The following is a 14,358-nucleotide window of genomic DNA, read 5'->3' on the forward strand; positions in this document are numbered from 1 at the left end:
CCGCACCTATCAGGAGAGTAATAACAAAGAAGAGCTTTACCTGTACAATGGGCTCCATCACTGGATTCTTGATAGGAATAAGCCAATCGGGAATGTGCATCTGTACTGATTCGCTGACAAGTTCGCGAGCATACAAACTGAAGCCGAAGAATTCACCAAATAACGTACCTGCCACCATTGAACAAAGCCCGCATAATAGTATGATGATGCCCATATCCCGCATCTCTTTACTCAACCCTGTAAAACGTGTTAAAGCAAGACCCAGTAGCATCAGTATAAACCCATGACCAATATCAGGGAACATAAGCCCAAAGAGTATGGGGAAGATGATAGCAGTGATCAATGTAGGGTCTATATCACGATATAATGGATGTCCATACATCTTGATAACAGATTCAAAAGGCTTTAAGAGCTTCGGATTCCGCAATAAGGAGGGCACCCGCGCATCTTCGCGCTCGGGCTTCTTCGCCTCTACTATGGAGAGCCCTCCCGTCTCTTCCCTTATGCCTGCTGTTACTTCCTCCACTTTGTCCTCGGGTGTCCATCCCATAATCACCCGCACACGCTCACTCTGTCCGAAGAGCGCCTTTACCTTCGCTTTGTTCTCCTCCATCTGTAAGGTCTCACGCATTGCAGTCAGCTCAGAGAGTTTTGTCTCCCTTATTTCCTCTACCTCACGCTCTTTAAGCTCTATCTCCTGCCTCAATCTTTTTATCTTCGCACTTGCCTCTTCTATTGCCTCTGCAGCTTCATAGCTGGAAATATCCGCTGGCGGACTCCACAAATCGAAGTCCATGCGTGTAAGCACTTTCTCCACTGCATCCCTATCGTGCTTCATAGCTACAACGATAGAAAAAGACTTAGACTTAGACTTATCTCTGGTATCATTACCATTATCATGCTCAAGCTCATGTGTGATGACAAAATGGAGCTCCCCAACTATGTCATCAAGAGCTTTATCCAGCTCATCTATGTTTGCTGTGGGCACTCTGCCAGCGAAGACAGATATAAAATATTTATCACCTATAAAGCCCGGTTCAACCCCAAAACCCACTAACTCCTTTAGTACTGCCAGTAAATCCTCCGTATCCTTCAGCTCTTCTCTCAATCTCGCAGTCTCATCCGTCAATCTGATTACAATCTTCTCCAACTCACTGAACTTCTCTTCTATCTCCGCCAGACTTCTCTCCTCTCCTGGTGTCACCGTTACCACTGCCGTCTCTTCCTCTTCTCGTGCTTTAAAGAGCCTATCCTTCAGGCTCTTCTTTTTCTTTGCCTTTGCACCCTCCTCTGGCGGTTGCAATAGTGAGAGCAGGTTATCAATACGCGTCAGGAGTTCGGATATCTTCATCAATACCGAATCTGCTTTTGCTGGCTCTATAAGCCCAACCCAGTCATCCATAAACTCCTCTATATCCGTAAGGTGAACGGAGCCAAGAGCGTCTATTCTCTTGATTACATTATCTAAATGCTCATCCAGGGTGATTATACGCAGTTCCCGCATCTCCACCGGTCTCAGCATGGCTTACCTTATCCTTATCCCTGAAATATGAAGAATATACTGGATTCCAATCTCTTTTTATATATTAAAAAACTTTCTATTTTTCCATTTTATATGGTGCACAAAGTATAATATTTCTTTGGTAAAGCTTTCTTTTTGAAAGAAAGATTTTTTATCGCTTGTCCCCACATTTCATTACCATATTAAAATAGGTAATAGTAATATCTCTAAATAGGCATGATAGATATAGAAAGGATGGGATTAGTGACAAATGGAAGAGAAGAAGGATTTTGGGGATTTGGTGCGTGAAGTGATAGATAAGGGCAAGTGTACGCTCTGTGGTGGCTGTGTGGCGACTTGCAGGCTTCTGGACTACGGATATCTCAATGTGGACTTCTCGGAAGAGCGCCCTGTGATAAGCGAAGGGCAGCAGTGTCCTCCAGATTGTGGATACTGCTATTATCAGTGCCCGAGGGTGGAGAAGCCTGAATTGAAGCAAGGATTGGAAGAGATATATGAGGTTGTCACAAAAGATGAGGAGATAAAAGCGGTCTGTCAGGATGGTGGGGCAGTTACTTCACTACTCGCTTACGCCTTAGATGAGGGTATAGTGGAGGGTTGTATAACCGTTGCGCTGGCCGATAAAGACTGGAAACCCGAAGTACGTGTTGCAATGGATAGATCGAGCCTGATAAAGACAGCAGGCACTAAATATACACCTGCGGCAACGCTCACCGGCGTTGCTGATGCCATTCTAAACTATGATCTCTGGAGTGTTGCACTGGTAGGTACGCCATGTCAGATGTCCTCATACGAGCGGATGCTTACTGTTGGACGCGATACCCATAATGCGCATAACTTCTCATCCCACATCAGATTGCGAATAGGTCTCTTCTGTTTGGGCTCTTACACTTATGAGAAGCTGATAACAGACTTTCTCGCTGCCAAGCATGGTATAAACATAAATGAGATAACGAAGATGCAGATAAGCGAGAATGTTCTGCATGTGTATGCGGGTGCAGAGGCAGAGGAGCTCTTAAGTGCTGAACTTTCTGAAATAGAGGATTATAAGCGTGCTGGATGCAGGGTTTGCGAAGATTTCGCTGCTCTGTTCTCAGATATAAGTGTGGGAAATAACGGCACGCCTGAAGGCAGGTCATCGGTTATCGTTCGTACCGATTTCGGTAAGGATGTCTTCGAGGGTGCGCTGGAGCGCGGGTATATAGAAGCGAAGCCAATAGAACCCTCTGGTGCCGAACTGATACACAGGTTGATGAAGCAGAAGAAAGAGGCGGGCATTGCAGAGAAGGAACGCAGGAAGAGAGGGCAGAAGTAAAAACTAAAATATATTGGGCTAATTCTGCTTATTTTCACTTGCCTTAGAAATAAACGCTTTTGTTAATTCCATGATGGAGCCACGTGTGAGGAAATTATATGAAGCGATCTTCGCGCTCGAAGACCTGCGTGAGATATTCCGAGAGGCAGTGCCGGGAAGAGCGAATGAGGACGAAATAGCAGCAGGAGTGGCACGTGTTGAACGAATCCTGAGGGATTTTAAGGAATGCAAGAACAGTTCACTCAAGTACATCACCAACCACATCGAGCTGAGGACACGCGAGGAAGAATACATAAATATCAATCCGATACAGCCTGGAGGACGACTGACGCCAGAAGCGCGTAAAGCGCTAATTGCTTATGGCGATGGATATTCCGTCTGTGATTGGTGCCGTGACCAGAGGCTTGATAGGATAAGGAGACCGCCAGTGGATGAATTCCATGCAGAACTAGCGGAATTTGTGGGTATGGATGAAGTGAGGGTGGTACCAGGAGCGAGAAGGGGCTTTCAGGCTGTTACATCATCACTACTCGATAAGGGGGACATCGTTCTCCTCTCTGACCTGGGGCATTATACCGAGTACTTAGCTGTTGAGATTGCTGGCGGTGTGATCAGGGAAATACCATCAGGCGAGGCAAATATAATCTATGGTGATGCCGTTGCAGATACAATAGAGCAGGTGCGAATTACAACCGGAAAGAAGCCGAAACTGATCATCATTGAGCATTTCGATTACAGCTTCGGGAACGAGCATGATGTGCGGGGCGTGGGGAAGGTAGCGAAGGAGTACGAAATCCCTTTTCTTTACAATGGCGCATATTCTGTGGGTATGATGCCCGTGAATGGCAAAGAGATAGGTGCAGATTTCGTCGTTGGCTCTGGACACAAGGGTATGGCGGCAGTTGCTCCTTCCGGGCTCCTCGCAACGACCGAAGAGTGGGCACCCCATGTCTTCCGAACTTCCCGTATCTCTGGTGACATCACGGGTAAGCGATTTGAGAATAAGGAGTCTGAACTGCTGGGTTGTACTCTCATGGGCGGGACTCTACTCTCAATGATGGCTTCATTCCCACGCGTTAAGGAGCGCGTGAAGCACTGGCAGGAAGAAGTGAAGAAGTCGAATTATTTCATTCGCGAGTTCCTGCGTATAGAGGGTAACAAAGTAGTGAGTGAATACCCGCGTAAACATACATTATCCAGAGTTGATACGCGTAATAGCTTCGATAAGGTTGCACGTACGCATAAGCGTCGTGGATTCTTCCTCAGTGACGAACTGAAAAGGAGGGGTATAATAGGCGAATTTGCGGGTTCTACACGCGTATGGAAGTTAAATACATACGGTTTGAGCTGGGACAGGATACGGTATCTCGCAGATGCGTTCTTAGATATAGCAAAGCGATATAAGTTACCGGTTACGTGATGAAATCGCTCTTTTCCATGTCTTAAGTACTTTGCTCAAGCCCTGGTTCAACGGGTTGCCCAGCCTGCCGTCGTATCCAATCTCATTATTCAGTATATCGCACTTCAGTTCCTCTTCACTGGACGCACTCGCTCGAATGAATGCATTTCCAATCTCCCACCTGAAATGCGCGTCACTACCCGCTGTAACTGGTAGCTTATGTCTGCTGGCAAATTCCACCGCCCTCTCATTGTAGCTCTGGAAGAGACATCTCGAATTGAAGCCTTCTATGCAATCAATAAACTTAGCATCTTCATCTTTGGGTTGTAAACCCGGGCGTATTCTATCAAATGGATGGGGTACAACAACGATGCCACCCTGTTCTTTTATCCCCTCGATTACTGCTCCAAATTCGGCTGGTTCCACTTCCGCATCGAGGAAGAGACCTATTATCTCACCCCGGTCTGTCATTATCTCTGAACCCACAATCACTTTAAAATCATCGGTTTCATATCTCTTCGCTTCCAATCCCCCTTTTATCGTATTGTGATCTGTTACAGCAATCCCGGCAAGCCTCCTCTTCCGTCCCTGTTTCACTATCTCCCGGGGCTCGAGTATGCTATCAGGCGAGTATTTCGAGTGTGTATGCAGGTCATATCTCATCTTTCCTTTTCCCTTATCCCTTATCCTTGATGCAAAGATACTCACGAAGAAGTATATTTTAAGTATATCTAAGATGTATAGGGGAAGTATAGGGGAATGAAATGACGGGGAAGAAGTTGAGCGGTGCGGAGATAGTGGTGGAGGAACTGAAGAAGGAAGGAGTAGAGGTAGCATTTGGTATACCAGGAGGTGCACTGCTGGATTTGTATGAGGTGCTCTACCAGACAGAGGAGATAAGACATATACTGATGAGACATGAGCAGTGTGCAGCGCATGCAGCTGATGGCTATGCGCGTGTATCTGGACGAACCGGCGTTTGCATCGCCACTTCTGGTCCTGGTGCCACAAACCTCGTTACTGGACTGGCAACCGCGAACGCGGACTCTTCATCAATCGTTGCATTGACCGGGCAGGTGCCCACCTCTGCAATAGGATCCAATGCATTTCAGGAGGCGAGTACCTTCACAATCACCATGCCCATCACAAAGCATAACTTCCTGGTGACGCAAACAGAGGATTTACCCTGGGTCATTCATAATGCCTTTTATATCGCCAATACCGGAAGGAAAGGAGTTGTCCTGATTGACCTGCCGAGGGATGTCCAGGCGAATAGAGTGGAAGTAGAATTGCATCCCGAGGATACGTTCCCAGGTTATAAGCCAAATATAAACCCGAATAAAGTGCAGACGAAGAAAGCAGCGGAAGTACTTGCAAATGCAGAACGCCCTCTCATTCTCGCAGGTGGCGGTGTTATAAGTGCCGGTGCAACGGAAGAATTACTGGCTTTAACGGAATTGCTCGGTGCTGGCGTTGTCACCACACTGATGGGCAAAGGTGCAATCCCGGAAAGCCATCCTTTATGTCTGGGTATGGCTGGTATGCACGGGCGTATCTATGCGAACAGAGCGCTGAACGAATGCGATGCCCTGCTCGCCCTTGGTACACGATTCAGCGATAGATTGACAGGCTGGCAACTGGACCAGTTTGCTCCCGATGCGACATTGATACAGGTAGATGTGGATGCTACTGAGATAAATAAGAACATGCCGGTGGATATTCCGATTGTGGGGGATGTGAAGCTTGCGCTTTCTGATATATTGAAATGGCTTAAGAAAGAGAGCATCCACGAGGGAAGCGTATGGTTACAGCGGATAAAAGAGATGCATTCAGCTTGTGAAGAGTGCATAAAGGATATATGGAGACCGGGGTCATCAGTATCAGATATTTTAATAAAAGAACTCAATAATATCCTGGATGGCGATGCAATAGTCACGACCGAAGTAGGACAGTGTCAGATGTTCGCAGCGCATTATTACATGACAAAGAAGCCCCGCACTTTTATATCCTCCGGTGGATTGGGTACGATGGGATTCGGGTTCCCGGCGGCAATAGGTGCTAAGGTCGCGGCGCCGGATAAGAGGGTGGTAGATATTGCAGGTGACGGTAGTTTCCTGATGACCTGCCATGACCTGGCAACCTGCGTGGAGAATGATATCCCGGTAGTGGTCTGCATCTTCGATAACCGCTATCTGGGTATGGTAAGGCAGTGGCAGGAGCTGTTCTTCGATAAAAGATATTCCCATACGAATTTGGGTATAACGCCTGATTTCATCAGGCTTGGTGAGGCTTTTGGATGCTATGCAGAACGAGTGGAGAAGCCTGAGGATTTGAAAGCGACATTGGAGAATGCATTCGAGTCCGGCAAGCCCGCGGTGATTGATATGATAGTGGGGAAGGAGGATAAAGTACTGCCCATGATCCCACCTGGTGGTGGTATAACGGGTATGATAGGAACTGAGAGATGCAAACGCGTGTGATATCTCTGTTAGTGGAGGATAACCCGGGAGTGTTGACCCGGATGTCAGGTATGTTCACAATGCGAGGTATAAATATCTCATCACTTACGGTATCGCCGTGTGAGAAGCCGGGGTTATCAAGGATGACAGTGACGATAGAAGGCTCTGAGAGCGAGTTGGAGAATGTGAGGAAACAGTTAAGTAACCTGATAGAGGTGATAAAAGTGGTGGATTTGAAGGAGAACGAGTCGATTATCCGCGATCTGTGCCTTATAAAGGTGCATACAAAGAATGTGGAAGCGCGAACTGAAGTGATGCAGCTGGCGGAATCTTATGGTGCAAAAATAGCTGATGCATCGCTTGATTCGATGATACTGGAACTTGCAGATGAGCCTGAGAGAATAGAACGATTTATAGAATTGATGAAGCACTTTGGAATAAAACAACTGTTCAGAACTGGTATTACAGCAATTGGACGAGATTAAGTTGAGGGTTTATAATCACGCATGCTTTTCAGCATACGAAGAGCAAAAAGAGCCGCGTTCTCTCCATTATCAATACCTACGACAGCCACAGGCACACCCGAAGGCATCTGTACCATCGAAAGCAGTGCATCCATACCCAACAGCTTGCCACTCACCGGTACCCCGATGACAGGTTTATCTGTCTTTGCCGCTATTATTCCCGGTAATGCCGCGGACAGACCTGCAATCGCTATTATTACCGCTACTGAATCTTCAATCTCTTTCAGATACCGTTCCAGCACTTCTGGGTCGCGATGGGCTGATATCACATGCATCTCATAACGCACTTTATGCTCTGCCAGTACCTTTGCCGCCTTTTCTGCTATCGCCATATCGCTATTTGAACCCATTATGATAGCAACCACAACCTCAGCCATCTTTCATCTTCTCCTTTATCACACATGTGAACTCTTCCGGGTCCCTTATCTTCCTCAACTCTTCCTTCTCCATCAACACCGTATGGTCTATCTGCACACGCTTGACATTACCATTAACCACGAATACCGAGTGCGTGTTCGTCACTTTCGAGAGACTGCTGAGGATTCTTGCTCTTTTTATCACTTGTTGAGTATATTTACTTATCCCCGTAAGAATGCGTATGCTCTCGTTACTCGATTGTGAGAGTGAAACGGCATTGAAAGGTGCGTGCGTGGTTGTGAATATCTCAAAGCCTATCTCTTCCATCATACCCAATATGCATCGCTCTAAGTCCGAAGTAGCATCATCTATACCTGCTTCTGTTACCTCAGGTGGTAAAGGTTCTTCCGGCTCCTGGGCTAAGAAGTCCAGTGGCTCTATCAATACAGTATCCAGAATCTCCTCGAGTTTCAGTGCTATATTTATCGTGGTGCTCACACCACCCCCCTCATATTTACTCACACTTCGTCTGGAAACGCCTAAACGGGACGCTATGTCGCCGAGTGAGAGATCCTTCTTCTCCCTCGCCACCCGCATTAATTCACCATTTATATTCACGTATAAGCCCCCGGTTGCTGAATAGACATAAGGGCGTACCCCTGCGATGAAATAATCATAGAGCGTATTGATGTTTATTGCAGGTATACCATGCCGGTGGTAGACGACATCATCTTCCAGGAAGAAACTGCCTTTTCTCTCTCCTACAACAACAGGTGAAGCAAGTAAGGAGAATGCCACACGCTTTATACTCCTCGCTATCTCCTCATTCAGACCATCTATGTTGTACAATACCTTTGCCAGCAGGATCAAATCTTCCCTTCGTGCTGCCAGATCGAAGCTCTTTGCTTTACATCTGCTGGAGACAATGAAACCCGCTTCCTTCAGTATCTCGATTACTCGTGGTATCAAATCGTTCTTCATCGCCTCTAACCCCTATAACCCCTTATTATCTATTTATCTCTCTACTTCGTCTCGTGGCTTCTATCACTGCATCCATCATCGCCGCTCTCACAGCTCGCGACTCCATTGCATACAGCCCCCTTATCGTTGTACCGCCTGGTGACGCAGTCATCGCTTTTATAGCAGCGGGGTCATCACCTGCGAGGATCATTCGAGCTGCACCAATCGCGGTCCTGGCGGCGATAGTAAGTGCTGAGTCTCTTGGTAACCCCTCATATACGCCTGCATCCGCCATGGCATCTATCACCTCGGCGAAGAATGCGATTCCACTGCCACTGAGTCCTGTTATAGCATCCATATCGCTCTCATTAATATGATAAACCGAGCCAATAGCACTGAAAATCTCATCAGCGAGCTTCTCATCCTCTGCTACTGCATTCCTACCCCTACACAGCGCTGATACTGATTCACCCACTCTCGCCCCTATATTTGGCATGACACGAATCACCCGCTTCCCTTCACCGAGATATCGCTCTAACTCGGCTGTGGACACACCGGCAGCCACGGATATCAATAGCTTATCTGCCATAAGTGGCGCTATCGGTTCTAAAACCATGCGCACATCCTTGGGTTTAACTGCCAGGATTACTATCTCCGCTTTCTTCGCCAGCTCTTCATTACTCTCACATATCTCCACTCTCGGCTCACCTGCAAATGCATCGAGACTCTCTCTCCTCAAATCGTTTATCAAAAATCGGGCATCATCCACTGTTGCCAGTAATCCGCGGAGAATAGAAGTCCCTATGTTACCAATGCCTATAATTCCTATCTTCTTACCTTCTACCTTTACATTTACACTCTTCATTCCTTCATGGGGTTTATAAGCACAACATTATTGCCCCTTACCACCACGGAGCCGAGCAGTCGCTTTCTCTCACCATTCTGAAGTTCATTCACCGCACTCAGGTGTAGATTCAGGTAATCATCCACGCTTCTCAACACCCCTTCCAGTACGCTCTTCTCACCCTTCATCTCCACATGCACTTTCTTCCCTATCATACCCTGAACTCTCTTATTTGGGAACATACATTTCTTTATTCTATTTCCTTTATTTAAAAGGATACGGATGCACCATGATCTGGTGGTAGAGGGTAAAATAGTGAATCCCGGGGTGGTGCATGATACTGCCCAGATAGGAATAGATGGAGCGTTTATAACCGGGCTAAAGAAACAGGGGTTACGTGGTGAGCAGAGTATCGAAGCAACAGGGTGCCTGATTTTCCCTGGTTTTATTGACCTGCATGCTCATCTCAGAGAGGATAGTAGCGAGAAATGGAGTTATAAGGAGGATTTCAGGTCTGGCTCCGCGGCTGCCCTTCATGGCGGTATAACTACCATCGTGGATATGCCAAATACTCCACTGCCAGCGATAAATACTGCGCGATTGAGAGCGAAAAAGAAACTTGCACAATCGAAATCTAAGGTTGAGATATTCTTCTACGGCGCTGTTACTGAAACCAATATGGAGGAGTTGGCAGGTATGAACGAAGAAGCGATAGGTTATAAGATATTCCTCGCTGATGGACCGCTATACATCAGACAGGAAGTGCTACTTGAAGCGTTCAGGGCAGTTGAAGCAACTTCAAAGCCGATTGTGGTGCATTGTGAGGACCAGGAGCTGATAGAGAAGCGGAGAGAAGAGTTAAAGAATAAGGATGTGCAGGCTGGTACTGAACTCCACTCATGGCTGCGACCTGCTCAGGCGGAACTATCGGCAGTCAGAAGGGTTCTGAGCCACGCTTCTGGTATAAGAAACAGCATTAATATAGCCCATATTTCAGTTTATGACTCCCTCTTGCTTATAAAACGCACAGCCGGGATTTATTGTGAAGTGACACCACACCATCTCTTCTTTAACACAGAAGACCTGAGTATAAAGAAAGGTCTTTTAAAGACGAACCCACCATTAAGAACAGAATCAAACAGGCGACAGTTGCTGGACGCGTTCAGGCGGGGCGAGATAGATTTCCTTGTGACCGATCATGCACCGCACACGATAGAGGAGAAGGCGTTCGGTCTCATGGATGCACCTGCAGGCGTCCCCAACCTTGATACTTTTGGTAGTTTCGTTGCATGGCTCATATACTCCCAGGGGGTCAATCCAGAGCTAATATCGAAGATGTGTTCATATAATCCGGCGAAGTTCCTGGGGCTACGGGATAGAGGTATTGTAGAGGTGGGTAAGCGAGCGAACCTGACAATTTTAGATCACAGGAGTGTGAAAGTTAAGTCTGAGCAATTGAGGACGAAATGTGGCTGGTCACCTTTTGAGGGCTATGAATTCCCTGGCACAGTTAGATATACGATCATTGATGGAGAGCCATTCATAGCAACTTCAGATGCCCTGTGACCTTATCTATCTCTTCAGCACTTGCGGGTCCTATCCCGATGGCGGTCACGGTTCCCGGCGGGACTTCAGTCAGTCCTGCATCCTCTACGATAGCGTATGGCAATCCAAGCTTCTCTGCCGCATCTCTTAATTTATTCAGTTCTTCCAGGCTGTACACCTTCAGTACGACCTTCTTCTGCCCCTGCTGCTTCCATCTCTCTCTATCCTGTATCGGGGCAAGTTCATAACTCAGTATAGATGCATGAGCAGCCTGTACAGCCGCTTTCCCTTTTGTGAGTTTCAGGTCCGCTCTGATAACTATACACTGTTTATAGCTCTTCTCCGTCTCCCGCTGCATAACTCCCTACACGCCTTCATCTTCGCCTTTACACGCATCGGGACATGGTTTGGTAATACTATAAGCCTGAAAGGAACTCCCCAATGCGTTCTAAAGCCTCTTTTAGCTCATATTCTGAGACTGCATAAGAGCATCTTATAAAACCCTCGCCACATGCACCGAAAACATTACCGGGTATTACAACCACCTTCTCTACCCTAAGTAACTGACGTGCAAACTCTTCCGAAGTCAGTCCGGTATTAGCAATGGAAGGAAAGGAGTAGAATGCACCTTTCGGCTCGAAACAACTCAACCCTATCTCCTTCAGACCCTGTACCATCAGTCTCCTCCGTCTATTATATTCGGCAACCATATCATCAACCTCGTTACTGCATTTAAGCGCTTCTAAGGCAGCCATCTGCGCGGTAATCGGTGCACAGAGCATTATATACTGATGTATCTTCATCATTGCTCCTATAAGGTCGCTGGGCCCCATAGCATACCCAATTCGCCAGCCAGTCATAGCATACGCTTTTGAGAAGCCATTAAGCAATATTGTACGCTCTTTCATACCATCCAGTGATGAGAAGCATGTATGTTCGCCTTCGTAAGTCAGTTTGCTGTAGATTTCATCTGATATAACGAGTAAATCATGCTCGTTCGCCATATCTGCTATCTCTTCCAGGTCTTTACGCCCCATTGTCGCTCCTGTGGGGTTATTCGGATAATTCAGGATTACCGCTTTCGTCTTCTCTGTTATTCTCATTTTCATCTTATCTGTACGCAGTTTGAAGCTGTCCCCCATCTCTGTATCCACACAGACAGGAGTTGCACCCGCGAATATCGTACAGGGCTTATAACTCACGTAAGAGGGCTCATGTACGATTACTTCATCATTGGGATTGAGAACAGCACGAAGCGCAATGTCAAGAGCTTCACTTACTCCTGTTGTTATAAGTATCTCATCTTCGGGGTCGTAATACACACCTGTCTCCCTGTATGTATAGTCAGATAGTGCCTGTCTCAGTTCTGATAGTCCCCAGTTGGATGTATAGGATGTGTAGCCCTTCTCCAGTGCAAATATACACGCCTCCCTTATGCTCCACGGAGTTACGAAGTCGGGCTCACCAACACCCAGGGAGATTACATCCTCCATGCGCTGTGCGATGTCAAAGAATTCTCTTATCCCTGAACCCCTTATCTGGCTCACCCTATCTGCTACTCTATTCTTCATTTCATTCTTCGATGTTTTGCGTTATGCTCCATTCTCAACTCTTATTTATGGGTTGTTTTATTTAAAATTGAGGTGCACCCTTGTTAGTATACAACTAGTTAAAGTTAAGAAACAGTATTATAAAACTTAAAACTTCCGATGCACGCACCTCCTTCTCGAAGTCTATGAGAAAGCGGCACCCTATGGCAGAATGTAGTCTCTTTTTGTCGTATACGTCCTTTAACGCCAGTTCTGTGTGAAGGCTTTGCACCGAGGGAATCAAACCAAACAGGCTTGATTGTTATTTTCTCCATAAACATAAACTTTTTGCTTTTTGCATCGCAAAACCTTTACTAAAACCTGGGGTGCACCCCCAATCATGTTTTTTCTGTTTACAACAATTATAGGAGCTGGACTCCAAAGGCTCAATTAATCCTTCTTGAGCGGTGGCAGCTTCCAGAGATTTAATATGAGCTCATTTGGTATCTGCCGCATTGGCATTGGATTGCCGGCATTGGTAATGAATCCAGTTGCCTTTGGCGTCCATTCGCCATGTCTAAGTAGTTCTGAAAAGATACCGCGCTTCACTTCCGACCCTGATCCTGATTCACAATAGTTATCAATAAAAGCTCCAATCAGCTCTTTCTGGCAACAAAACGAGAGTTTCTTCAAGGTATCCTCATAAAACCCGATATTCAGATGTGCAAGGACTTCAAAAACAGGTATACCTGCTGTGAGAGATATATGCTCACGCAGGAACCTTATCTTCTTCATCAACGCATCATGGGAGAGTTTAAAGCATGCCTGACATCTGTACATAACCTCACGAGCGCCAGCAAAGAAGAGGTCAATATCCCGATATCGCAGATGTGCATCGTCCAGTAAGTCCCCATCCTTCAAGCACAGGCTCTTTAGCATCGGAATCTCTGCACGGCGGATCGCATGCTCGAAATCTATAAGGTTGCCATGTGCGTCTATATTACCCGGATGCGTGAAACAGTGATAAAACCCAATTTCATGTGCAGTCCTCAATATCAAGCCCAGTCGCGCCATTGCACGCTTCAGTAGCTCGATATGTGATATACCCTCCAGTGTGGCAAGTCGCCTCACAGCATCAAAGAGGTCAAGCCTGATAAAAGGTATGTAATCATCACCCCAGCGTCTGAGAACACCATAATGTATTATTTCACCATCCACCTTCACATCTTCATTTACATCATTTCCATTTATGAAAGGTATGAAAGGCGTTACTGTTATCGTTATCTTACCACCTTCTCTTTCTCCTTCTCCTTCTCGCTTCTGTATTGCCATCCCAGCATCGTGATACTCACCGTAGACGCCACCGATTCTGCTCGCAATTGCATTTAACGCCATCGCTTCACGTTCACCATGCTCCTTCAACAACATGCCCCGTGGCTGTCCACTTGCCGGCACTATCTCATTGGAATATGGGAAGACAAGCCCCTTGTACTCCACAAGCTGGTTGTTATCTGTGATGATGAAGAACGCTCTCTGGCTATGTGATTCAAAACCAGGCATTGGCAATAGCCTGTTTCGAATAATCGCTGGCAGGAACTCAGGATGTGTATAAGCCATCTCCGTCTCAGGATCGAGATAAACATGGAACTGCGCTAATTGCCGCACCTGCTGCCATTTGGACATGCGATGCCCATACAAATACAATATGCTATCTTCTATCATCTATCACATATTCCACATTTTAAAATTAAATTTAGGAAGTAGAGCTATATCTAAATATGCATAAAATGCACATTAGTGATTTTGAGTATAGCATAGAAGGCATGAAGTACACTGGTATGACGAGTGAACCGAGACAAAGGGGCAAAGAAAGAAAATGATAGAAAAGGTGGTTTAGAGCTTTT

At 46.4% G+C, this 14,358-nt stretch carries 14 protein-coding genes; 5 read left to right on the top strand and 9 right to left on the bottom strand.

Annotated features, from left to right (window positions below):
- On the bottom strand, positions 1-1,522 hold a 1,522-nt coding region (locus tag J7J01_02475; GenBank protein MCD6209757.1), incomplete at its 3' end, for a hypothetical protein.
- 250 nt (positions 1,523-1,772) lie between these two features.
- Here J7J01_02475 and J7J01_02480 point away from each other — a divergent pair.
- Together J7J01_02480 and pscS are read left to right on the top strand one after the other, a co-directional pair.
- Complete coding sequence (locus tag J7J01_02480; GenBank protein MCD6209758.1) at positions 1,773-2,837, top strand: Coenzyme F420 hydrogenase/dehydrogenase, beta subunit C-terminal domain; 1,065 nt, start codon at positions 1,773-1,775, stop codon at positions 2,835-2,837.
- A 70-nt stretch (positions 2,838-2,907) separates the two neighbouring features.
- Positions 2,908-4,257, top strand: a complete 1,350-nt coding sequence (pscS, locus tag J7J01_02485) for an O-phospho-L-seryl-tRNA:Cys-tRNA synthase (GenBank protein MCD6209759.1) — start codon at positions 2,908-2,910, stop codon at positions 4,255-4,257.
- Here the strand turns inward: pscS and J7J01_02490 are convergent.
- Complete coding sequence (locus J7J01_02490) at positions 4,243-4,899, bottom strand: PHP domain-containing protein (protein ID MCD6209760.1); 657 nt, start codon at positions 4,897-4,899, stop codon at positions 4,243-4,245. The genes pscS and J7J01_02490 overlap by 15 nt on opposite strands.
- Before the next feature lie 101 nt (positions 4,900-5,000).
- Here J7J01_02490 and ilvB point away from each other — a divergent pair, with 101 nt between their 5' ends.
- A complete protein-coding gene (gene ilvB, locus J7J01_02495) occupies positions 5,001-6,716 on the top strand; it encodes a biosynthetic-type acetolactate synthase large subunit (GenBank protein MCD6209761.1) in 1,716 nt (571 codons plus the stop codon).
- Positions 6,701-7,180 (top strand): acetolactate synthase small subunit, encoded by a 480-nt coding sequence (gene ilvN / locus J7J01_02500; GenBank protein ID MCD6209762.1) that lies wholly within the window; start codon positions 6,701-6,703, stop codon positions 7,178-7,180. Before ilvB ends, ilvN begins: the two co-directional genes overlap by 16 nt.
- Here the strand turns inward: ilvN and purE are convergent.
- From purE to J7J01_02520, 4 genes are read right to left on the bottom strand one after another with little or no spacing between them, the layout of a single operon-like run.
- Entirely contained in the window at positions 7,177-7,596 is a 420-nt protein-coding gene (gene purE / locus J7J01_02505; protein ID MCD6209763.1) for a 5-(carboxyamino)imidazole ribonucleotide mutase, read from the bottom strand. The two genes, ilvN and purE, sit on opposite strands and share 4 nt — an antisense overlap.
- Entirely contained in the window at positions 7,589-8,557 is a 969-nt protein-coding gene (locus J7J01_02510; protein ID MCD6209764.1) for a transcriptional regulator, read from the bottom strand. Before J7J01_02510 ends, purE begins: the two co-directional genes overlap by 8 nt.
- A gap of 25 nt (positions 8,558-8,582) precedes the next feature.
- The gene (gene proC, locus J7J01_02515; GenBank protein MCD6209765.1) at positions 8,583-9,401 is read right to left on the bottom strand and encodes a pyrroline-5-carboxylate reductase; all 819 of its coding nucleotides are present in this window, start codon (positions 9,399-9,401) and stop codon (positions 8,583-8,585) included.
- A complete protein-coding gene (locus tag J7J01_02520; protein ID MCD6209766.1) occupies positions 9,398-9,595 on the bottom strand; it encodes a hypothetical protein in 198 nt (65 codons plus the stop codon). Before J7J01_02520 ends, proC begins: the two co-directional genes overlap by 4 nt.
- A 67-nt stretch (positions 9,596-9,662) precedes the next feature.
- Between J7J01_02520 and pyrC the strand changes: the two genes are divergently transcribed.
- Positions 9,663-10,946, top strand: coding sequence for a dihydroorotase (gene pyrC / locus J7J01_02525; GenBank protein MCD6209767.1), 1,284 nt, complete (start codon positions 9,663-9,665; stop codon positions 10,944-10,946).
- Here pyrC and J7J01_02530 read toward each other — a convergent pair.
- The 3 genes from J7J01_02530 to J7J01_02540 form a co-directional block, all read right to left on the bottom strand.
- Positions 10,921-11,283: a peptidyl-tRNA hydrolase gene (locus tag J7J01_02530; GenBank protein ID MCD6209768.1), complete on the bottom strand. Its 363-nt coding sequence runs from the start codon at positions 11,281-11,283 to the stop codon at positions 10,921-10,923. The genes pyrC and J7J01_02530 overlap by 26 nt on opposite strands.
- Before the next feature lie 58 nt (positions 11,284-11,341).
- Entirely contained in the window at positions 11,342-12,496 is a 1,155-nt protein-coding gene (locus tag J7J01_02535) for an aminotransferase class I/II-fold pyridoxal phosphate-dependent enzyme (GenBank protein MCD6209769.1), read from the bottom strand.
- Between the two features lie 408 nt (positions 12,497-12,904).
- Positions 12,905-14,176 (bottom strand): hypothetical protein, encoded by a 1,272-nt coding sequence (locus J7J01_02540; protein MCD6209770.1) that lies wholly within the window; start codon positions 14,174-14,176, stop codon positions 12,905-12,907.
- Between the last annotated feature and the right edge of the window lie 182 nt (positions 14,177-14,358).

Source organism: Methanophagales archaeon (genome assembly GCA_021159465.1).
In the GTDB taxonomy this organism is placed as follows: Archaea; Halobacteriota; Syntropharchaeia; order Alkanophagales; family Methanospirareceae; genus G60ANME1.